The following is a 21,923-nucleotide window of genomic DNA, read 5'->3' as shown; positions in this document are numbered from 1 at the left end:
TTTTGGGTATAATCTCAAAAGATTCAAATTTAAATAAGGAATGCCACCATGTTTGGGAATAAACAGTTGCAACTTCAAATCAGTCAGAAAGATTCTGAGATTGCGGAGTTAAAAAAAGAAGTCAATCTCTATCAAAGCCTTTTAAATTTGTGCTTGCATGAGGGTTTTGTAGGTATTAAAAACAATAAAGTCGTTTTTAAAAGCGGGAATCTTGCAGGCTTAAGCAATCTAGAAGAGCAAAGCGTTCATTTTAAAGAAAATGCAGAGAGCGTTAATTTACAAGGGGTTTCTTATTCTTTAAAAAGCCAAAATATTGATGGCGTGCAGTATTTTTCATTGGCTAAAAAGACAAGTTGTGTGGGGGAATACCATAAAAATGATTTGTTTAAGACTTTTTGCGCGAGCTTAAAAGAAGGCTTAGAGAACGCGCAAGAAAGCATGCAGTATTTCCATCAAGAAACAGGCTTGCTCTTGAATGCGGCTAAAAATGGTGAAGAGCATTCTAATGAAGGGTTAATAACCGTTAATAAAACGGGTCAAGACATTGAATCGCTTTATGAAAAAATGCAAAACGCCACTTCGTTAGCGGACTCTCTAAACCAACGGAGCAATGAAATCACTCAAGTCATTTCTTTGATTGATGATATTGCAGAACAAACCAATCTCTTAGCCCTAAATGCCGCTATTGAGGCCGCACGAGCGGGCGAGCATGGCAGAGGGTTTGCGGTGGTGGCTGATGAGGTGAGAAAGCTCGCTGAAAAAACCCAAAAAGCCACTAAAGAAATCGCTGTCGTGGTTAAAAGCATGCAACAAGAAGCGAACGATATTCAAACCAACACCCACGATATTAATTCTATTGTAGGCTCTATTAAGGGCGATGTGGAAGAGCTTAAATCCACCGTAAAAAATAACATGATTGTCGCGCAAGCCGCAAAATACACCGTCTACAATATCAATAACCGGGTGTTTTGCGGTCTGGCTAAACTGGATCATGTGGTCTTTAAAAACAATCTTTATGGCATGGTCTTTGGTCTCAATTCCTTTGATATTACCAGCCATAAGAATTGCCGCTTAGGCAAATGGTATTATGAGGGCGCGGGTAAAGAAAACTTTGCTAACACTTCAGGCTATAGAGCTTTAGAAAGCCACCATGCGAGCGTACATGCTGAAGCTAATGATTTGGTTAAAGCCGTTCAAGAAGATCATGTTACCGATTCAAAATACCTAGAACATAAAGTGCATTTAATGGAAGATAGCGCTAAGCATGTCAAAGAAAATATTGATAAGATGTTTTATGAAAAACAAGATGAACTCAATAAAATCATTGAAAAAATTCAAAAAGGCGAATGATTCCACTCAATGAAGCGTTTTTGATGTTTTCTAAATCCTTAGAAGCCTTACACCATGCCAAACGCTACCGCAAAAGAGAGTTGTTTGACCCTTTATTAAGGGATTACGCTTCTAACGATTATTTGGGTTTGAGCGTTAAAAAAGATTTGCTTAAAAACGCCTTTGATAAGCTCCAATCCTTTGACGCTCATTCCCCCAAGGCTTCCATGCTAGTGAATGGCTACCACCCTTTGCATGCAGAATTAGAAGAACGATTAGCGGATTTGTTGGGGTTTGAAAGCGCTCTTTTAGTGGGGAGTGGTTTTTTGGGCAATCTGGCTTTAATAGACACCCTTTTAGTCAAAAACGCCCTCTTATTCATGGACGAACACTACCATGCAAGCGGGATTTTTAGCACCAAAACGAAGCCTAATCAAGTGGTTTTTTTCTCGCACAATGACGCTAAAGATTTACAACAAAAACTCTTTAACGCTCCTAAAAATAAGCTCAAATTCATAGCCATTGAAGGGGTTTATTCTATGGATGCGAGCGTCGCTCCTTATGATTTTTATGCAATCATTCAAGAGACTCCTAACGCTTTTTTAATCGTAGATGAAGCCCATAGTTTTGGGACTATCGGCGAGAATTTATTGGGTTTTTTAGAATATTATCGCATCAAAGAAAAAGACAAAATCATTAAGCTCAGCACTTTTTCTAAAGCGCTTGCGAGCTATGGGGCGTGTATTTTAGCCCCTTTACAAGTCATAGAGTTTTTAACCAATCGCGCTAAAAGCGTGATTTACACCACCGCTTTAAGCCTGTTAGACACCGCTTTAACTTTAGCCCATTTAGAATACTTTATCGCGCAAAAACAAGAATTAAAAAATGAGCTTAGCAAACACCAACAGATTATTTTTGAAACCTTAGGTATTAGAACGCTCGCAGGATTTTTTACTTTAGAGTTTGAAAACAATTCCGCTCTTTTAAACGCTCATCATTTTTTGAAAGAAAAAGGGTTTTTAGTGGGAGCTATCCGCCCCCCTACGGTTTCTAAACCCCTTTTACGCGTCTCTTTATCCCTCAAAAACAGCCTAGAAGACACTAAAGAGCTTGCGAACACCCTTTTAAATTATTCTAAAATACAATCTTCTTTTAAGAGTGGTTAAATGCTAAAAAAGATTTTTTATGGTTTTATCGTTTTATTTTTGATTATCATAGGGTTATTGGCCATTCTTATCGCTCAAGTTTGGGTAACTACGGATAAGGATATTGCTAAAATTAAAGATTATCGCCCCAGTGTCGCTTCACAGATTTTAGACCGAAAAGGGCGTTTGATCGCTAATATTTATGATAAGGAATTCCGTTTTTATGCGCATTTTGAAGAAATCCCCCCACGATTTGTTGAAAGCCTTTTAGCGGTAGAAGACACCCTCTTTTTTGAGCATGGGGGGATCAATTTAGACGCTGTCATGCGCGCTATGATTAAAAACGCTAAAAGCGGTCGTTACACCGAAGGGGGTAGCACTCTAACCCAACAACTCGTTAAAAACATGGTGCTCACACGAGAAAAAACCCTGACCAGAAAACTCAAAGAAGCTATCATCTCCATACGCATTGAAAAAGTCTTAAGCAAAGAAGAAATTTTAGAGCGTTATTTGAACCAAACTTTTTTTGGGCATGGGTATTATGGCGTGAAAACCGCAAGCTTAGGGTATTTTAAAAAACCCCTTGACAAACTCACGCTTAAAGAAATCACCATGTTAGTCGCCTTGCCCAGAGCTCCAAGTTTTTATGACCCTACCAAAAATTTAGAATTTTCACTCTCTAGGGCTAATGATATTTTAAGGCGGTTGTATTCTTTAGGCTGGATTTCTTCTAACGAGCTCAAAGGCGCTCTCAATGAAGTGCCAATCGTCTATAACCAAACCTCCACGCAAAACATCGCCCCCTATGTCGTGGATGAGGTGTTGAAGCAATTGGATCAATTAGACGGGCTAAAAACTCAAGGCTATACCATAAAGCTCACGATAGATTTGGATTACCAACGCTTGGCGTTAGAGTCCTTGCGTTTTGGGCATCAAAAAATCTTAGAAAAAATCGCTAAAGAAAAGCCAAAAACTAACGCATCTAATGAAGATGAAGACAACTTGAACGCTAGCATGATCGTTACAGACACGAGCACCGGTAAGATTTTAGCTTTAGTGGGGGGGATTGATTATAAAAAAAGCGCTTTCAATCGCGCCACGCAAGCCAAACGGCAATTTGGGAGCGCGATAAAACCCTTTGTGTATCAAATCGCTTTTGATAATGGCTATTCCACCACTTCTAAAATCCCTGATACCGCGCGAAATTTTGAAAATGGCAATTATAGTAAAAACAGCGAACAAAACCACGCATGGCACCCTAGCAATTATACTCGCAAATTTTTAGGGCTTGTAACCTTGCAAGAAGCCTTGAGCCATTCGTTAAATCTAGCCACGATTAATTTAAGCGATCAGCTTGGCTTTGAAAAAATTTATCAATCTTTAAGCGATATGGGGTTTAAAAACCTCCCTAAAGACTTGTCTATCGTGTTAGGGAGCTTTGCTATCTCACCGATTGAAGCGGCTGAAAAGTATTCTTTATTTTCTAATTACGGCACCATGCTCAAACCCATGCTCATTGAAAGCATCACTAACCAACAAAACGATGTCAAAACTTTCACGCCCATTGAAACTAAAAAGATCACCTCCAAAGAACAGGCTTTTTTAACCATTTCAGTGCTGATGAATGCGGTAGAAAACGGCACAGGGAGTTTGGCTCGCATTAAAGGTTTAGAAATTGCCGGTAAAACCGGAACTTCTAACAACAATATTGACGCTTGGTTTATTGGCTTTACCCCCACCTTACAAAGCGTGATCTGGTTTGGGAGGGACGATAACACGCCTATTAGTAAAGGAGCGACAGGAGGAGGCGTTGTGAGTGCACCTGTGTATTCGTATTTCATGCGTAACATTCTAAGCATTGAACCTTCTTTAAAAAGAAAGTTTGATGTCCCCAAAGGATTGCGTAAAGAAATCGTGGATAAAATCCCCTACTACTCAACTCCTAATTCCATCACCCCCACCCCCAAAAGAACAGACGATAGCGAAGAACGCTTGTTGTTCTAAGCCTACATGGCTATAGGGACTTTAACATCTCCGTAATTGACAGAATCTTTAAAGATTTCTTCCACTTTAGCCACAAGGATACTCACCGCTTGATTGTCTAATGCCATTTTATGCAACCCTTCGATCAAAGCGTCCTTATCAAAACCACGCGCACGCACTAACGCAAACACTTCCTCATTGTTAGGATTGATATAAATCCCTAAACGATCCACATTCATCAAGCTGTCATAAATGGGCTGTGTCATTTGGATAAACATTTCATTAGTGATCTTTTGCTTGATGCGGTTGGATTTGGAAAGGTAAGCCTCTTTGAGTTTATGCACAATATTTTGTGCCACTCTTATTGTCGCTCTTTTGGTAGCGATTTTTTCTATTTCTTCAGTTTTCTTACCATCCACAATGTGCGAGCTATCCACCCCTTGCGTGATATACTCACTGCGATTTTGCAACATCCAATAAGGCACATCTTGCAAGAAAGAATTCCTTTGTGAAGTGTTTGGGCAAGTGCAAGCTTGCAGCATCAAAACACCCAATCCGCATAAAAATAATTGCTTGCTTTTTAAAAAAGGTTTTTCTAACACGCTATCCCCTTTGATTTTGATTTTACAGAGTGTAACATAAATCTTTAAGATTTTAAACAATAATTAGGTAAAAAATAAAAAAAAATAAAATGATTGAAACTTTATTAAAAAAATCAACACGCAGTTGAGCATTAGAATAAGCCGGGTTCTGTCGATGGATGGCCATTTATCTGGGAAATATTTTGCAATATTCCTCAAGCGAAGCGTGTATCAATTTAGACTTACCATGCGCTTCTTGCTACAAATTGGGTTTGCCCAAACAAGCTAAATCGCTTTAGCTCTGGTGGGCTCTTACCCCACCCTTTCACCCTTACCTTAAAAAGGCGGTTTGCTTTCTGTGGCACTTTCCCTTAGCTTGCGCTAGCCATCCGTTAGATGGAATTTTGTCTAATGTAGCCCGGACTTTCCTCTATTCTAAAATAGCGACCATCTTCTAATGCGTTAATATATTAGAAAAAAGTAGCTTTAAAAGAGTTTAAAAATTAAGGGTATAGAGAATATTTTTATCATTCTCATAGCTCACAAGGATAAGCTCATTATCCCTAAACCCCCCAGCGCTGATATTTTTAATCTCTTTAGGCAAGCCATAAACTTCAAGAATCTCTTCTTTTGTAGGGTCTATAACTAAAAGCGTGTTAAATTCCTTACTGAACGCATAAAGCTTGTTATCCTTTAAAGCCAATGCACTGATAACTAACTCGCCCAGTTCCCTTTTTGCTTTAAGTTTGGCATTGCCTAATTCCAGTAAAAACTCCCCATGCACCTGTTTGTCGCTATTGAGCATGGAGATAATAATCAAATCCTTATAACGCTTGTTAGGAGCGGTAATTAAATAAGTGAATTTAGCCCCTCTTCTTACAGCGCTAACATAATAGTTTTTCGCCCTAGAAGTTTTTAAGCGGCTGCGTTCCACTTCATCAAAAGAGTCAGCCCCCTCTAAAAAATAAGGGAAGTTTTTAAGCGCGTTGGCGTTTTTGTTAGGAGTGATTTCTACGCTCGTTTTATTATTGCCCATGATCACAATGTTTTCATCTTCGTTAAAATCCGCCCCCACGAACGCCCCCACCGTCGCGCTATAATAGCTATCCAACACCATGTGGCTATGAATGGTTTTCAAATCGTTACCCACAAGATAAAGGCCTTGGTTTTCTGTGGTGAGGATCGCCTTGTCTTCATTGAAATTCAAATCCGTGATCGCTCCATTCAGTTTTAAAAAAAGCTCTTCTTTTTTTCCAATCTTCAAAATTTTAGCGATTTCTAGAGGCGAATGATCATAATCATTGTCTTTAGGTAAAGCGCTCAATTTCAAAGGCTCGCCCACATCTCTTCTGCCTAAAACGCTTCTTGGGAATTTCAAATGATCCCAATTCTCCATAGACCAGACCGATTCTTTCAAATTCCAAGAAAAACGCACGGGATCGCTTTGCCCTATGTAAGGGAAAGGCCCGGTAGAAACAAACGCCTGTATCGCATTAGAACCCACCACCATAAAGAAAACATAAAAAGCGCTTTTTTGGAGCGCGTTTAATGAATAATCTTTAAAAAGTTGGGTATTAGGGGCAAAAAAGAGCAAAACCGCTAAAAGCACCACCACGCTAAAAAAGACAAAAAGCGCCCAAAACTGCGTGTGCAAGCCCAAAATAGCGAGCGCGAATCCCTGCCCCACATCTTCTAAAGCATGGCTACCCGTGTGATAAAAGCTCTCATACAGCCCGCTACTAGCCATAAGCAACAGCAAGGCAATGTATTTAGGTTTCAACCCAAAACGCACCACCAAAAGCGCCACCGCCCCTATTAAAATCATGTTGATGCGTTGCGCCCAGCAAAAAATACAAGGCGAATCTTTCAAAACATAGCCAAAATAAAAATTCGCCAAACCCACAGGAAAGATCAAAATCCCTAAAACCGCCAAAGAAAAAAGATTATAAAATCGGGTTTCTTTATTCATGCATCCCCCTATAGATTCATATTAGGCAAAACGCTAGAGCTGTGGGCTATAAAAATAATAAGCTCCACCAACCACACCACAATCAAAGTCCCAAACGCCCAATTTTCTTTTTCAGGCTTTTTAAACGCTATCAAAATAGCGGCCAGACTTAAAATCAGTCCTAAAAACTCCATGCCATTCCTTAAAATTTTCGTAGGATTATACTCAAAAACAAACTATTTAATAAATAAAAAAATTATCTAGTGGATAACTTTTGAGAGAATTATATTAAGGGAGAAATCCCTAGTTATCCATATTTGATTGAAACAGAGCCAATTTTTATGGTTTATTTTTTAACTTCCCATAGATTTTTTTAATTAGAGACAATATTTTAAACAATCTCTCTTGCTTGTTTGTCCTAAGACTCCTTTTTAATACGCTATAACTTTGTGAAGGTTTTAAAATACAAGACAGCAAAGAAATATCGTTACAAAACAAGGGCAGAGCGTTTTTATGCGTCGCGTCTGGAAGAAAATAAATTTGTTTGAATTGCTCTTGATCTTGAATACTAGGATTGTCAATGAAGAAATTCACCCATTCTATCACATCATGAATGCCTAAAGAAATTTGACTTTCTTTAAAATATGAAGCATATCCAACAGCCCCTTCTACTATTTCTTCATAAGCTTTAGAGCGGTGTTTTTCACAAGATAAAACGTCTTTTTGATAAATTGGAACGCCATTTTCTACATTTAAAATAGGGTATTCAGGGCTTGTTAGCAAAAACTCCATAAAATCCCAATTATGAAAATAAACGGGTTTAGGGTGTGAAAAAGGTAAGAAACTCACGCAATCATAATTTAAAATTCTTAGGAGATCCACATAGCACCCAAAAACTTCTTTGTTTAAAGCTTTTTGGATTAACCCTTGCGAAGAATAGCCTAAAGTAATCGTATCTACAATAGCGATATTTCCCTCTAAATTTTGTGAATACAAATATCTTCTGTAATTATCCAAACATTTTAACGCTAAATGGCGGCAATGTTCAAAATTGCTATAGAGATATACATACGCCTGTTGGTTGGTGGTGATTTGCTTCTTTTTAATTTCTTCTTCGCCTTCTAAAATACGCAAAATTTCCAAACTCTCGCTCTCTACGACTTCTAAAAATACCGCTTTTTTTAAAATTCTGGGAGCATAGACATAAGTAGTTTTATATGAATTTGGATATAAAATATTAAAAATTTTTTGCAATAAATAACCATCTCGCGCAACAAACACTAAAGTATCAATATTTCTTTTATGAATCTCTTTATAGATAAACTGGCAATAAGCAATGGCTACAATTCCTGCCTGCATCGCTCCCAAAAGAAACCAATAATCAAACTTTTCATGTTTTTGAATATAATTTTTATAAAAAACGCATAAAGATCCTAAAATAAAGCTTTGTGCAACACTAGTTGGACTAAATGTTTTGTATTTAGGAAAAATTTCTTCAAATTGTTTCAACACGCTTTTTCTAAATAGCGTTGCTATACCTAAATTTTTAGGCATAGCGTCATCTGCCCAAGAATTATCACCAACATGCAACATTTGTGCGTGAGTAATATTTTCTTGTTTTAAAACATGTTTAAACAAATCCTTTGAATGTTTAGTGAGCATTATATGGTTACTAAGATAGAAATTTGTATAACCACCAAAACCCTTAGAAATTAAAATATCTTCAAGGACTTCTAATGGTAAATACATATCTGATACAATAATCACTCTCTTATTGTTCTCCTTAGCGAAACGATAGAGTTCCAACATCTCCAAGTTTGGAACAAGCACCTCTTTTTCAGTGGCAATTTCTACTCCCTTATATGAATGAAACTCTTTTGGGATTTGATGATAAATTTCATCTAGAGTAATGTCTTGTTTTTTACTGATTTCTCTAGATTGCATTTCTGCCAGGATCCTTGCTTGATGAAAACCTTTAATATTGTATTTAGTCTCAATATACCAAAATAAATCTGTGGGTTTAATGAAAGGTCTTAGAAGGAGGGTATCAAAAATATCAAAAGAAATCACATCATATTTTAAAACCTCACTTTTTGCCCCATCCAAAAATTTGTGCATACAAGAATCCTTTGTAAAATTTGAGCATTATATCATTTTTTTTTTTTTTCAAAAACACAAGAAAAAGGGGAAAAAGCTATAGCTAAAGAAAAATAAGATAAGGAGTTACCCCCTTATTTTTTCAAAGCTTCTAAAGCATGTTTTTTGCCAATTTCAAAGGCTTTTTTGTTCGTTTCAGCGACTTTTGCAGGGACTTTTTTAAGCATGGTGTCTAGCACGATATTTTCTTCTACGCATTTAGTCAGCTCCACGGTAATGGCTAACGCTACCACAGATTGCGTGATGATGTTACCCACTTCATCTTTAGCGATACTGATAATGGGGATTTTATAAAGCTGGTATTTTTCCTCATCTTCTTTAGTGGGGGTTACCAGATTGGGATCAATGACAACGATACCGCCTTTTTTAATATCGCTTTTAAACTGGTTGTAGCTGATTTGAGCGACTGAAAGCATGAAATCAATCTCGCCCTCTTTAGCATAAGGGAAAATGATTTCATCTTTATCTAGCAAAATATCCACTTTAGTGGGCCCTCCACGCACTTGCGAAGTGTAAGTGGAAGTCTTAGTGCCATAGCCCCCGCTCACGATCTTAGCTTCAGCTAAAATCTCTCCCGCTAACAACACGCCCTGCCCTCCAACGCCCGTAAATCGTAATTGCGCTTCCATTATTGTTTTCCTTGTGCTTTTTCAATGATTTCTTGATACGCTTCGCAATATTCTTTCCTGTCCGTGTCATGCTTTAAAACGCCTGTAGGGAATTTATCCACCCTTTCTTCAGGGCTCATGGCTTCAAACTGGCGTTTGCTCACTAATCGGCTTTCCATCCATTTTAGCATTTGAGACGCTTCGCCCATTTTATTTTTACGCCCTAAATTGATATGGCAATTACTATGGACATCAAAGAAGCTAAAGCCCTTGTGCGTGAAACCTTCTTTAAGCACTTTCTCTAATTTTTGAGGGTCTAAAACGCTCTCTCTAGCCACAAAACTCGCCCCTGCAGCGGTGGTTAAAGCGCATGGGTCAAATTGGTTATCAATATTGCCCCATTGAGCCGTAACCGTCCACATGCCATTAGGCGTGGTGGGCGAAGTTTGAGAGTTGGTCAAACCATAAATGAAATTATTCACTAAAATAAAATTCAAATCAATGTTTCTTCTGCATGCATGCATGGTGTGATTGCCTCCAATAGCAAAGCCATCGCCATCGCCAGAAACCACGATCACATGCTTACTAGGGTTAGCCATTTTAATCCCTGTCGCATACGCCACAGCCCTACCATGCGTGGTATGAACGGTATTGCAATTCACATACGAGCTCATGCGCCCACTGCAACCAATCCCGCTCACCAAGCACACATCATCCATTTTCCAACCTAAAGCGTCAATCGTGCGGATAATGGATTTTAAAATCACGCCATCGCCACAGCCCCAACACCACAAAGTGGGTATTTTATCCACACGCAAATATTCATCATAATTAAACGCCATTTTAAAGCTCCTTCAACTTTGCGATGATTTGTTTGGGCGAAATCGTGCGCCCATTGGCTTGCCCAAAGAAATGTACTTTTCTTTGCATAGCCCTTTCAATTTCTTCTAAATACTGCCCTTTATTCAATTCAATCACAAGGATTTTTTCGTATTTATCCCCTATTTCTTTCAAGCGTTTAGCCGGGCTTGGCCATAAGGTTTTAGGCCTGAAAAAGCCGACTTTTTGCTTGCTTTCTTTATTGTAATCTTTCAAGGCTTCTTTAACCGCTAGAGAAACCGAACCATAAGCGATAACAACGATTTCAGCGCCCTCTAAATCCATTTCCTCATTTTCATTAATAATGTCTTGTTTGGATTCAATCTTATTAAATAATCTGTCAATCAAATCCCCACCGATTTTAGCGTCTTCAGTAGGAAAGCCAATAGGCCCATGGTGCAAGCCTGAAACATGGTAGCGATAGCCTTTAAAGAAAGGATTTAAGACAGCCGGCTCATCTTGTGCGACCCCATAAGGCTTGTAGTCCTTTTTATCGCCCACAAATTCCTTACGATTAATAGTTATCTTTTGCACTTCTTCTAAATCCGGGATTTGCACCTTGCCATACATATGCCCCACGGTTTCATCCATGAGCAAGAATACAGGAGTCATGAGCATTTCAGCCAAATTGAACGCACGAACGGTTTCTGTGTAAGCTTCTTCCAAACTAGCAGGAGCGAGCGCAACGGCTTTAAAATCCCCATGTATGGGGTGTCTTAAGAAATTCACATCGCCTTGAGCCACACGAGTGGGCATTCCGGTTGATGGGCCTGAACGCATCACATCAGCGATCACTAAAGGGATTTCTGCCATGAAAGAATAACCGATCTGCTCCACTTTCAATGAAATGCCAGGCCCAGAGCTTGCTGTCATAGACTTCGTCCCGCTCATGCTCGCTCCTAAAGACACGCTAATCCCGCTGATTTCATCTTCCATTTGGATAAAATGGCCGCCGCATTTGGGTAAAGCCACGCTCATCGCATGCATAATATCCGAGCTTGGCGTGATAGGATAGCCCCCAAAAAACCGACACCCCACTTCAATCGCCGCTTTAGCGACTAATTCATTCCCATCAGAAATAATCTCACGCATTATTTGCCTCTCCCTTCTAAAATAGTCTCTTCTAAGAGCATGTATTTATTGGCCTTAACCTTTTCGCTTCTTTCTTGGGCTTCTTTAGAAACTTTAGCGAATTTGAAATCCTTCCTGTCAGCCACATAAATCGCAAAATCCGGGCAGTGCAACTCGCATTGCACGCAACCGATACAGCTCTCTGGGTAGGCTACTTTGGCCACTTTTCCAAGCACCCTTTCTTTTTCAATCCCCATGCCAAGAACCCCAGCAGGGCATACCGATACGCAAATATCACAACCCTTACACCTGTCTTCATTCACCCAAACGGCAACCCCATCTGGAGCGCTCATTTTAGCCATTCATTCTCCTTTGTGCTAAAAGCTGTATTTTAAGCCCTAGCAATCAAAATTTGCCTAAAATTGTAGCAAGCCTTTTTTAATAAAATCTAAAATGCTTTAATAGTAAGAACTTAAAATTGAAATGAGAAAATACTAAACACTTTTTAACCAATTTAAAAGAAAAAACGCCCCATTAACCCTAATCATAAAAATGATTATTAGAAAGATTGATATTTTTTAAATGCTCCTTATAAGTCGCGCTGAAAGCATGTTTTTTATCCGGCATTTTCACAAAATACAAAAAGTTAGTCTTTTTAGGGAATACCACCGACCTAATCGCTTCTAGGCTCACGCTCCCCACAGGATTTTTAGGCAAGCCCTTAAATTTATAAGTATTGTAGGGGGTGTTATCGGTTTTAATGCGCTCTTTGGTCACTTTAGCGTGTGAAAATTCCTGGTAATTCAAAGCCCCATCCATTTGCAAAGGCATGCCTTTTTTCAAGCGGTTAAAAATCACGCTCGCAATTAGGGGCATTTCTTCAATATTAGCGGCTTCTTTTTGCACAATAGAAGCGAGAATGATTTTTTCAAACCATTCTTCTTTATGGTAGTATCCAAGCCATTGTTTGCTTAAAGCTTCGTGTTTTTTAAGGGATTGACCGATTAAAGCTTGCATGATTTTAAAAGCGTCCTCCCCTAAAGGCAAATGATAAGTGTCTGGTAATATCACCCCATCTTCTATCACAGCGCCATTCAATCGTGGAGCGATACTTTCATAAGCTTCATTGAGATCGCCAACTCCTAACTGGTAAGTCTCGCTCAAAATTTGCGTGAAAAAATAGCGGGTTTCTCCAGGGATTAAAGTCGCGCTTTTTTGCGCCGCTTTTGCTTTAATCAAACGGACTAAAAAATCCCCCTTTCTTAAAGCTCCATCGCCCATATCAATATAACCTTTTTTAGGCATGCCCATCAGGCGTAACAAAAGCAAATCCAAAGCGTTAATATCCACGCCCTGATCTTTTAAAGAAAAAAACACTTTTTTGAGCGAACCTTGCGGGACAACCACCACTTTGTTAGGATAAATTGGTATACTTAAATAAAAAAGAATACTAATGAACAAAAGAAAACATGTATCCAAGAAAGTGTTTAATGTCATTATTTTGTTTGTGGCAGTATTCACTCTTTTAGTCGTCATTCACAAAACCCTTTCAAACGGCATTCACATACAAAATTTAAAAATTGGAAAGCTTGGCATTTCTGAATTATACTTAAAACTCAATAACAAGCTTTCTTTAGAAGTTGAACGCATTGATCTCTCTTCTTTCTTCCATCAAAAACCCACTAAAAAGCGTTTAGAAGTTTCTGATCTGATTAGAAATATCCGTTATGGCATCTGGGCGGTGTCTTATTTTGAAAAGCTTAAAGTCAAAGAAATCATTTTAGACGATAAAAATAAAGCCAATATCTTTTTTGATGGGAATAAATACGAGTTAGAATTCCCGGGAGTCAAAGGGGAATTTTCTCTAGAAGACGATAAAAACATCAAGCTTAAAATCATCAATTTGCTCTTTAAAGACATTAAAGTCCAAGTGGATGGTAACGCCCACTATTCACCTAAAGCTAGGAAAATGGCGTTCAATTTGATTGTCAAGCCCTTAGTTGAACCCAGCGCTGCAATTTATTTGCAAGGGCTAACCGATTTAAAAACCATAGAATTAAAAATTAACACTTCCCCAATGAAAAGCCTAGCGTTTTTAAAGCCTCTTTTCCAACACCAATCGCAAAAAAATTTAAAAACATGGATTTTTGATAAGATCCAATTTGCTAGCTTTAAGATTGATAACGCTTTAATCAAAGCTAATTTCACTCCTGGCGAGTTTGTCCCATCGCTTTTGGAAAATTCTGTAGTTAAAGCCACTTTGATGAAGCCTTCAGTCGTTTTTAATGATGGCTTATCGCCCATTAAAATGGATAAAACCGAATTGATCTTCAAAAACAAACAGCTTCTCATACAGCCCCAAAAAATCACTTATGAAACCATGGAATTAACCGGCTCTTACGCCACTTTTTCCAATTTGTTAGAAGCCCCTAAGTTGGAGATTTTTTTAAAAACGACCCCTAATTATTATGGCGATAGCATTAAGGATTTATTGAGCGCTTATAAAGTCGTTTTACCTTTGGATAAAATCAGCATGCCATCTAGCGCGGATTTGAAACTCACCTTACAATTCTTGAAAAACACCGCCCCCTTATTTAGCGTTCAAGGCAGCGTTAATTTGCAAGAAGGCACTCTCTCGCTCTATAATATCCCCCTTTATACGCAAAACGCTAATATAAGTCTAGATATTACCCAAGAATACCAATACATCTACATAGAAACTACCCACACCCGCTATGAAAACATGCTGGATTTAGACGCTAAAATCGCTTTAGATTTGAATAAAAAAACCCTTTCTTTGGATTCTTTAGTCCATAAAATACGATTCAACACTAACAATAATATCAACATGCGTTCTTATGGCTTGAATAACGACCAAGATAACCCACAACCCACTAAATTTTCTTTAGATTTAAAAAGCTTGCATTCTATCATTCAAGAGGGTGAAAACTCAGAGGTTTTTAGAAGAAAAATCATAGACACCATTAAAGCCCAAAGCGAAGATAAATTCACTAAAGATGTTTTCTACGCTACAGGAGACACTCTTAAAAACCTTTCTTTGAATTTTGATTTTTCTAACCCCGACCACATGCAATGGAGCGTGCCACAACTTTTATTAGAGGGCGAATTTAAAGATAACGCCTATGTTTTTAGAGTCAAAGATTTGAAAAAAATCAAGCCCTATTCCCCTATTATGAAATATTTCGCCTTAGAAGATGGCTCTTTAGAAGTTTCTACGAGCGATTTTATCAATATTGATTTTTTCGCTAAGGATTTGAAAATCACTTTACCCATCTATCATAGCAACGGCAAGCAATTTAATTCCCTCTCTTTATTTGGCTCTATCAATAAAGATGAAATTTCTGTCTATACTCCAAGCAAAAGCATATCTATAAAAGTTAAGGGGGATCAAAAGGATATTACCCTTAATAACATTGATTTGAGTATTGATGATTTTTTAGATAGCAAAATGCCAGCGATTGCGGGATTATTCTCCAAAGAACGAAAAGAAAAGCCTAGCTCTAAAGAAATCCAAGATGAAGATATTTTCATTAGCGCCAAACAACGCTATGAAAAAGCCCACAAAATTATCCCTATCTCTACACGCATCCATGCTAAAGATGTCGTGTTAATCTATAAAAAAATGCCTTTTCCTTTAGAAAATCTTGATATTGTCGCTCAAGATGACAGAGTGAAAATTGATGGCAATTATAAAAACGGCATGATCATGGCGGATTTAGTGCATGGGGCTTTGTATCTTAAAGCTCATAATTTTAGCGGGGATTATATCAACACCATTCTCCAAAAAGATTTCGTAGAAGGGGGCTTATTCACGCTTATTGGGGCTCTTGAAGATCAGGTTTTCAACGGCGAATTGAAATTCCAAAACACAAGCTTAAAGAATTTCGCCCTCATGCAAAACATGATCAATCTCATCAACACCATTCCCTCTCTCATTGTCTTTAGGAACCCTCATTTAGGGGCTAATGGCTATCAAATCAAAAAAGGATCTGTTGTTTTTGGGATCACTAAAGAATATTTAGGGTTAGAAAAAATTGATCTTGTCGGCAAAACGCTTGATATTGCTGGCAATGGGATCATTGAATTAGACAAAAACAAATTGGATTTGAATTTAGAAGTTTCCACTATCAAGGCTTTGAGTAATGTCTTAAATAAAATCCCTATTGTGGGCTATCTCATTTTAGGAAAAGGAGGTAAAATCACCACTAATGTGAATGTCAAAGGCACGCTGGATAAACCTAAAACTCAAGTCACTTTAGCATCAGATATTATCCAAGCGCCTTTTAAAATCTTGCGCCGTATTTTCACGCCCATTGATATTATCGTAGATGAAGTCAAAAAAAACATTGAATCAAAAAGGAAGTAAAATGACGCTCAATGAAGCCATTAAAGACAAAGTTTATGAAATCGTAGAAATCACCAACTGCGATGAAGCCCTTAAAAAACGCTTCCTCTCTTTTGGTATTCATGAAGGGGTTCAATGCATTCTTTTGCATTCTTCCATGAAAAAAGCCACGCTTTCGGTTAAAATCAACCGCATTCAAGTGGCTTTAAGATCCCATGAAGCGCAATACCTTGTCATCAAAGAAAGCGCGCAAGAATGAGCTTAAAACGCGCTAAAACAAAAGCCCAACAAATCAAAGAGCTACTTTTAAAACATTACCCCAACCAAACCACCGAATTGCACCATAAAAACCCCTATGAATTGCTAGTGGCGACCATTTTAAGCGCTCAATGCACGGACGCTAGAGTGAATCAAATAACGCCCAAGCTGTTTGAAAAATACCCGAGCGTGAACGATTTAGCCCTCGCTTCTTTAGAAGAGGTTAAAGAGATCATCCAATCCGTTTCGTATTTCAATAATAAAAGCAAGCATTTAATCAGTATGGCGCAAAAAGTGGTTAGGGATTTTAAGGGCGTTATCCCCTCTACGCAAAAAGAATTGATGAGCTTAGATGGCGTGGGGCAAAAAACCGCTAATGTGGTGCTTTCAGTGTGCTTTGATGCAAATTGTATAGCGGTAGATACCCATGTGTTCCGCGCAACGCACCGCTTAGGCTTAAGCAACGCTAAAACGCCTATTAAAACCGAAGAAGAACTCAGCGATCTGTTTAAAGACAACCTATCCAAACTCCACCATGCCTTAATCTTGTTTGGCCGCTACACCTGCAAGGCTAAAAACCCCTTATGCGGCGCGTGTTTTTTAAAGGAATTTTGCGTTTCTAAGGCTAGCTTTAAAGCGTAGTGGCTTTATTTGTTATAAAATTTATAGTAAAATTAAGATTTTATAATCAAAGTCAAATCATTCTTGAAAGAGTAGAGTTTAATGCCAGAAACAGAAGCTAATAAGTTAAAAATAGCCGAAAAAGAAAAAGAGAAAGCGAATAAAGAAAGAGAACTAGAGCTTTCCACTTATTTAGAAGAACTCATCTGCGATTATAAAAACCTTTTGGACATGGAGATTGTTTTTAGCGCGGAACTTGGCTCTACGCAAATCCCTTTATTGCAAATCTTGCGTTTTGAAAAAGGCTCTGTGATTGATTTGCAAAAACCCGCCGGAGAGAGCGTGGATACTTTTGTGAACGGGCGGGTTATTGGTAAGGGTGAGGTGATGGTTTTTGAAAGGAATTTAGCCATTCGTTTGAATGAAATCCTTGATTCTAACGCCATTGTGTATTATCTCGCTAAAAATTCATGAGATTGTTGTTCTTGTTACTGAGCGCTACTTTGATGTTACTGGCTGAAGAAAAAATACCTTTAAATGATGATGCCCCCATTAAACTGGTGCATTGGCAAAATGCATTAAAAGAAGTCCAACCTGATTCAAACGCTCTAGCAACACCACCCATAAAAGCCGTGCAAACCACGCTCACTTTTGAAACGCCTTTTAATAAAACGCCTAAAATCATGGAAGTTGAAGGGCAAAAAGTGATCGTTTTAAAAAACGCTCAATTGGATTCTAAAAAAACGATGGATTTTAAAGAAGCCTCTTTGAATGCCTTAGAAATGTTTTCCTACCAAAATGACATCTACCTCTTGTCTAAAAAAGCTAAAGTGGAATTAGAAATCCAAGCTTCAAACAGCAAAGATAAAAAGCAACTCCGCTTTCTTTTTTTGCCTAAAGGTTTTCATTTAGCCCCACCGCCTAGCTTGAAAGAAAAATCTCAACATGCCAATCTCGCAAGCCAAGATGAGAAAGAGCAACCCCAAAGCCTCTCAAACACCCTAGAGTTAAAACCCCCACTAGATTTAAGCCATGCTTACAAGGGGTTAGCGGTTATTGCTGCCTTACTCTTAATATTGTATGTAATCAAAAAAAAAATTGTTCCCACACAAAGATCTTTTTCTGCAAAAGATTTTAAGTTAGAAGTTAGTGTTTTGGGTCGTGTTGGTGCGAACCATAAAATCATTTCCATAGAAACTAATAAGGAGCGTTACTTGGTCTTACTGAGCGACAAATACGGCCTGCTTTTAGACAAAATAAGCCCAAAAACATCTAAAGAAGAACTGATTAAAGAAGCTGAAAATAATATAAAGAATTCAAAATTAGGAAATTTATATGCCGGAAAATTCTAAACTACAACCTGCTAAGTTAGGGAAAAATTTTGACCCTGTGGATCATTCTAACAGGAATTTTTTCTTTTCTCTCATTCTGTCTGTATTGTTACACTGGTTGATTTATTTTTTATTTGAACACAGAGAAGATTTTTTTCCTTCAAAACCCAAGCTCGTTAAATTAGATCCTGAAAACTTATTGGTTTTAAAAAGAGGCCATTCGCAAGATCCCAGTAAAAACAACCCAGGCGCTCCTAAACCCACGCTAGCTGGCCCCCAAAAACCCCCTACCCCACCCACGCCCCCAACTCCGCCAACTCCGCCAACCCCACCAAAACCTATAGAAAAGCCAAAGCCTGAGCCTAAACCAAAGCCCAAACCAGAACCCAAAAAGCCCAACCACAAACATAAGGCGCTCAAAAAAGTGGAAAAAGTGGAAGAGAAAAAAGTAGTAGAGGAGAAAAAAGAGGAGAAAAAAGTAGTGGAACAAAAAGTAGAGCAGAAAAAAATAGAAGAGAAAAAACCTGTTAAAAAAGAATTTGACCCTAATCAGCTTTCTTTCTTGCCTAAAGAAGTTGCGCCACCCAGACAAGAAAATAATAAAGGCTTGGATAACCAAACCAGAAGGGATATTGATGAATTGTATGGCGAAGAATTTGGGGATTTAGGCACAGCCGAAAAAGATTTCATCAGGAATAATTTAAGGGATATTGGGCGCATCACGCAAAAGTATTTAGAATACCCTCAAGTAGCGGCTTATTTAGGGCAGGACGGGACGAATGCGGTAGAGTTTTACTTGCACCCTAACGGCGATATTACCGATCTTAAAATCATTATTGGCTCTGAATACAAAATGCTTGATGACAACACTTTAAAAACCATTCAGATCGCTTATAAGGATTACCCACGCCCCAAAACTAAAACCCTCATTCGCATTAGAGTGCGTTATTACTTAGGGGGCAATTAGAAAATGGAAATCACGCTTTTTGACCCCATAGACGCCCACTTGCATGTGCGAGAAAATGCGCTTTTAAAAGCGGTGTTAAGATATTCTAGCGAGCCTTTTAGTGCTGCGGTGATCATGCCTAATCTCAGTAAGCCCTTAATCAACACTCCAACCACCCTTGAATACGAAGAAGAAATTTTAAACCATTCTTCAAACTTCAAGCCTTTAATGAGTTTGTATTTTAATGATGGTTTGACTTTAGAAGAATTGCAACGCGCCCAAGAAAAAGGCGTCAGGTTTTTAAAGCTCTACCCCAAAGGCATGACCACAAACGCGCAAAACGGCACTTCGGATTTGTTGGGTGAAAAAACTTTAGAGATTTTAGAAAACGCCCAAAAATTAGGCTTTATTTTATGCATCCACGCAGAACAAGCCGGGTTTTGTTTGGATAAAGAATTTTTATGCCATAGCGTTTTAGAAACTTTCGCCCTTTCATTCCCTAAACTCAAAATCATTATAGAGCATTTGAGCGATTGGCGCAGTATCGCTTTAATTGAAAAGCATGACAACCTCTATGCGACTTTGACCTTACACCATATCAGCATGACTTTAGATGACTTATTAGGGGGGAGTTTGAACCCGCATTGTTTTTGCAAACCCTTAATCAAAACCAAAAAAGACCAAGAAAGGCTTTTATCCCTTGCTTTAAAAGCCCACCCTAAAATCTCTTTTGGATCGGATAGCGCCCCGCATTTTGTCTCTAAAAAGCATAGCGCTAACATCCCGGCAGGCATCTTTTCTGCCCCTATTTTGCTGCCTGCACTGTGCGAACTTTTTGAAAAACACAACGCTTTAGAAAATTTGCAAGCCTTTATCAGCGATAACGCTAAAAAAATCTACGCGTTAGACAATCTGCCCAGTAAAAAAGCGCATTTGTCTAAAAAACCCTTTATAGTCCCTACGCACACGCTTTGCTTGAATGAAAAAATCGCTATCTTAAGAGGGGGCGAAACGCTATCTTGGAATCTTCAAGAAATCGCCTAAAACATGCCGCCTTTTTTGTGGGGCTTTTTATCGTTTCATTTTTAATTATAATGAAGCGCCAAACCCCCCCCTATGCTTTCACGCATAATCAAACCCTTGTTACTCAAACCCCCCCCTATTTCACGCAACTCACTATCCCTAAACCAAATGACGCTTTAAGCGTGCATGCAAGCTCTTTAATCAGCTTGCCTAACGACAATCTTTTGAACGCTTATTTTAGCGGCACTAAAGAAGGGGCAAGGGATGTGAAAATCAGCGCGAATCTTTTTAATAACAAGACTAATCGCTGGAGCGAAGCCTTCATTATTTTAACCAAAGAAGAGCTTTCTCATTATTCGCATGAATACATCAAAAAACTGGGTAACCCCTTGCTTTTTTTGCATGGCGATAAAATTTTGTTGTTTGTCGTAGGGGTGAGCATGGGCGGGTGGGCCACTTCTAAAATCTATCAACTTGAAAGCGCTTTAGAGCCGATTCATTTTAAGTTTGTGCGAAAACTCTCTTTAAGCCCTTTTTTAAACTTAAGCCATTTGATAAAAAATAAGCCTTTAAACACCACTGATGGCGGGTTTATGCTACCACTCTATCACGAATTAGCCACCCAATACCCCTTATTGTTGAAATTTGACAAACACAATAACCCAAGAGAGCTTTTAAGGCCTAATGCCCTAAACCACCAGCTCCAGCCAAGCCTAACCCCCTTTAAAGACTGCGCTGTCATGGCGTTTAGAAACCATTCTTTTAAAGATAGCCTCATGCTAGAAACCTGTAAAACCCCCACCGCTTGGAAAAAACCCACGCTCACGAATTTGAAAAACTTGAATGACGCTTTGAATTTGATCAATTTAAACAAAGAATTGTATTTGATCCACAACCCTAGCGATTTATCTTTGCGTCGTAAGGAACTCTTGCTTTCTAAATTAGAAAACCCAAACTCTTTTAAAACCTTAAAAATTTTAGATAAAGCGGATGAAGTGAGTTACCCAAGCTATAGCCTTAATCCTCATTTTATAGATATTGTCTATACCTATAACCGCTCTCATATCAAACACATCCGTTTCAATATGGATTATTTAAAATCCCTTCTCAAGTAATCAGTCATGCTTATATCTTCTTCTTACACGCTGAGTTTTGCATGGCTTTTTTTAATTTTCTTTTTTTTCAAAAATAAGCCATTGGGTTTGAGGTTTTCGCTCTCGTTTATAAGCGTGATTTTAAGCAATATCGCTTTGAAAGACTCTCTATCGCTCAATGAATTTTTAAGCAGTTTTACAGCCCCCTTAAGCCCCTTTAGCTGTCTTTTAATCCTTGCTTATGTGATCTTTTCTTGTCATATACTCAAAAAACCCCCTTTAGAAACCTTGCAATCTTATAGCGTCATGCTGTTTTTCAATCTGTTGCTTTTGACAGATATTTTAGGGTTTTTGCCTTTTTCAATCTATCATCATTTCATGGCTTCTCTGATTTTTAGCGCGCTTTTTTGCAGCAGTTTATTTTTGAGCAGCCCCTTATTAGGCGTGATCGCTTTAGTAGCGTTATCCAGTTCGCTTTTGATGCGTTCTCATTTTCAAATCTTAGATTCTTTATTGGATTTCCCCTTGTTTCTTTTTGTCTTTTTTAAAACTTTATCTCTTGTTAAAAAAAGGTTATATTAAC

The 21,923-nt window shown here is 38.3% G+C and carries 21 protein-coding genes and 1 other RNA gene; 12 read left to right on the top strand and 10 right to left on the bottom strand.

Going from position 1 to position 21,923, the window contains the following annotated elements:
• Positions 1-48: 48 nt before the first annotated feature.
• From tlpD to pbp1a, 3 genes are read left to right on the top strand one after another with little or no spacing between them, the layout of a single operon-like run.
• Entirely contained in the window at positions 49-1,350 is a 1,302-nt protein-coding gene (tlpD, locus tag EWZ81_RS00655) for a chemotaxis chemoreceptor TlpD (RefSeq protein WP_165548620.1), read from the top strand.
• Between the two features lie 23 nt (positions 1,351-1,373).
• Positions 1,374-2,495 (top strand): aminotransferase class I/II-fold pyridoxal phosphate-dependent enzyme, encoded by a 1,122-nt coding sequence (locus EWZ81_RS00650; RefSeq protein WP_165548656.1) that lies wholly within the window; start codon positions 1,374-1,376, stop codon positions 2,493-2,495.
• Positions 2,496-4,478 carry a penicillin-binding protein 1A gene (gene pbp1a / locus EWZ81_RS00645; RefSeq protein WP_165548618.1) on the top strand — a complete coding sequence of 661 codons (1,983 nt, stop codon included), beginning with the start codon at positions 2,496-2,498 and terminating at the stop codon, positions 4,476-4,478.
• A 2-nt stretch (positions 4,479-4,480) separates the two neighbouring features.
• On the opposite strand, the gene EWZ81_RS00640 is transcribed toward pbp1a, so the two are convergent.
• The 10 genes from EWZ81_RS00640 to mltG all read right to left on the bottom strand — a co-directional run bounded on the left by EWZ81_RS00640 (position 4,481) and on the right by mltG (position 13,237).
• Positions 4,481-4,999, bottom strand: a complete 519-nt coding sequence (locus EWZ81_RS00640) for a tumor necrosis factor alpha-inducing protein (protein ID WP_240146725.1) — start codon at positions 4,997-4,999, stop codon at positions 4,481-4,483.
• 184 nt (positions 5,000-5,183) lie between these two features.
• An RNA gene (gene rnpB / locus EWZ81_RS00635) (RNase P RNA component class A) lies at positions 5,184-5,499 on the bottom strand.
• A 35-nt stretch (positions 5,500-5,534) separates the two neighbouring features.
• A complete protein-coding gene (locus tag EWZ81_RS00630) occupies positions 5,535-7,007 on the bottom strand; it encodes a disulfide bond formation protein B (protein WP_165548614.1) in 1,473 nt (490 codons plus the stop codon).
• Between the two features lie 8 nt (positions 7,008-7,015).
• Entirely contained in the window at positions 7,016-7,180 is a 165-nt protein-coding gene (locus EWZ81_RS00625; RefSeq protein WP_165548612.1) for a hypothetical protein, read from the bottom strand.
• A gap of 145 nt (positions 7,181-7,325) precedes the next feature.
• Positions 7,326-9,104, bottom strand: coding sequence for an HAD-IA family hydrolase (locus tag EWZ81_RS00620; RefSeq protein ID WP_165548610.1), 1,779 nt, complete (start codon positions 9,102-9,104; stop codon positions 7,326-7,328).
• Between the two features lie 113 nt (positions 9,105-9,217).
• Complete coding sequence (locus tag EWZ81_RS00615; RefSeq protein ID WP_000388018.1) at positions 9,218-9,772, bottom strand: 2-oxoglutarate:acceptor oxidoreductase subunit OorC; 555 nt, start codon at positions 9,770-9,772, stop codon at positions 9,218-9,220.
• The gene (locus EWZ81_RS00610) at positions 9,772-10,593 is read right to left on the bottom strand and encodes a 2-oxoglutarate ferredoxin oxidoreductase subunit beta (RefSeq protein WP_000885326.1); all 822 of its coding nucleotides are present in this window, start codon (positions 10,591-10,593) and stop codon (positions 9,772-9,774) included. Before EWZ81_RS00610 ends, EWZ81_RS00615 begins: the two co-directional genes overlap by 1 nt.
• Position 10,594: 1 nt before the next feature.
• Entirely contained in the window at positions 10,595-11,722 is a 1,128-nt protein-coding gene (locus tag EWZ81_RS00605; protein WP_120801803.1) for a 2-oxoglutarate synthase subunit alpha, read from the bottom strand.
• Positions 11,722-12,063, bottom strand: a complete 342-nt coding sequence (locus tag EWZ81_RS00600) for a 4Fe-4S dicluster domain-containing protein (protein WP_001096895.1) — start codon at positions 12,061-12,063, stop codon at positions 11,722-11,724. Before EWZ81_RS00600 ends, EWZ81_RS00605 begins: the two co-directional genes overlap by 1 nt.
• A 178-nt stretch (positions 12,064-12,241) precedes the next feature.
• A complete protein-coding gene (gene mltG, locus EWZ81_RS00595; protein WP_165548607.1) occupies positions 12,242-13,237 on the bottom strand; it encodes an endolytic transglycosylase MltG in 996 nt (331 codons plus the stop codon).
• Between mltG and EWZ81_RS00590 the strand changes: the two genes are divergently transcribed.
• From EWZ81_RS00590 to EWZ81_RS00550, 9 genes are all read left to right on the top strand, one after another.
• Complete coding sequence (locus tag EWZ81_RS00590; RefSeq protein WP_165548605.1) at positions 13,155-16,088, top strand: DUF3971 domain-containing protein; 2,934 nt, start codon at positions 13,155-13,157, stop codon at positions 16,086-16,088. The two genes, mltG and EWZ81_RS00590, sit on opposite strands and share 83 nt — an antisense overlap.
• A gap of 1 nt (position 16,089) precedes the next feature.
• A complete protein-coding gene (locus tag EWZ81_RS00585) occupies positions 16,090-16,326 on the top strand; it encodes a FeoA family protein (RefSeq protein WP_165548603.1) in 237 nt (78 codons plus the stop codon).
• Positions 16,323-16,967: an endonuclease III gene (gene nth, locus EWZ81_RS00580; RefSeq protein WP_165548601.1), complete on the top strand. Its 645-nt coding sequence runs from the start codon at positions 16,323-16,325 to the stop codon at positions 16,965-16,967. The genes EWZ81_RS00585 and nth overlap by 4 nt, the downstream gene beginning before the upstream one ends.
• A gap of 81 nt (positions 16,968-17,048) precedes the next feature.
• Positions 17,049-17,420, top strand: coding sequence for a flagellar motor switch protein FliN (gene fliN / locus EWZ81_RS00575; protein ID WP_001115284.1), 372 nt, complete (start codon positions 17,049-17,051; stop codon positions 17,418-17,420).
• Positions 17,417-18,298: a hypothetical protein gene (locus tag EWZ81_RS00570; protein WP_165548599.1), complete on the top strand. Its 882-nt coding sequence runs from the start codon at positions 17,417-17,419 to the stop codon at positions 18,296-18,298. Before fliN ends, EWZ81_RS00570 begins: the two co-directional genes overlap by 4 nt.
• Positions 18,282-19,244: an energy transducer TonB gene (locus EWZ81_RS00565; RefSeq protein WP_165548597.1), complete on the top strand. Its 963-nt coding sequence runs from the start codon at positions 18,282-18,284 to the stop codon at positions 19,242-19,244. The genes EWZ81_RS00570 and EWZ81_RS00565 overlap by 17 nt, the downstream gene beginning before the upstream one ends.
• 3 nt (positions 19,245-19,247) lie before the next feature.
• Positions 19,248-20,267: a dihydroorotase gene (gene pyrC, locus EWZ81_RS00560; RefSeq protein ID WP_165548595.1), complete on the top strand. Its 1,020-nt coding sequence runs from the start codon at positions 19,248-19,250 to the stop codon at positions 20,265-20,267.
• Positions 20,243-21,361 (top strand): 3-deoxy-d-manno-octulosonic acid hydrolase subunit 2, encoded by a 1,119-nt coding sequence (locus tag EWZ81_RS00555; RefSeq protein WP_165548593.1) that lies wholly within the window; start codon positions 20,243-20,245, stop codon positions 21,359-21,361. Before pyrC ends, EWZ81_RS00555 begins: the two co-directional genes overlap by 25 nt.
• Before the next feature lie 6 nt (positions 21,362-21,367).
• Positions 21,368-21,922 (top strand): 3-deoxy-d-manno-octulosonic acid hydrolase subunit 1, encoded by a 555-nt coding sequence (locus EWZ81_RS00550; protein WP_165548591.1) that lies wholly within the window; start codon positions 21,368-21,370, stop codon positions 21,920-21,922.
• Position 21,923 lies beyond the last annotated feature (1 nt).

The organism is Helicobacter pylori (genome assembly GCF_011140715.1).
Classification (GTDB): domain Bacteria; phylum Campylobacterota; class Campylobacteria; order Campylobacterales; family Helicobacteraceae; genus Helicobacter; species Helicobacter pylori_DA.
The sequence above is the reverse complement of the archived record's forward strand: the minus strand, read 5'-3'. Positions and strand labels throughout refer to the sequence as shown.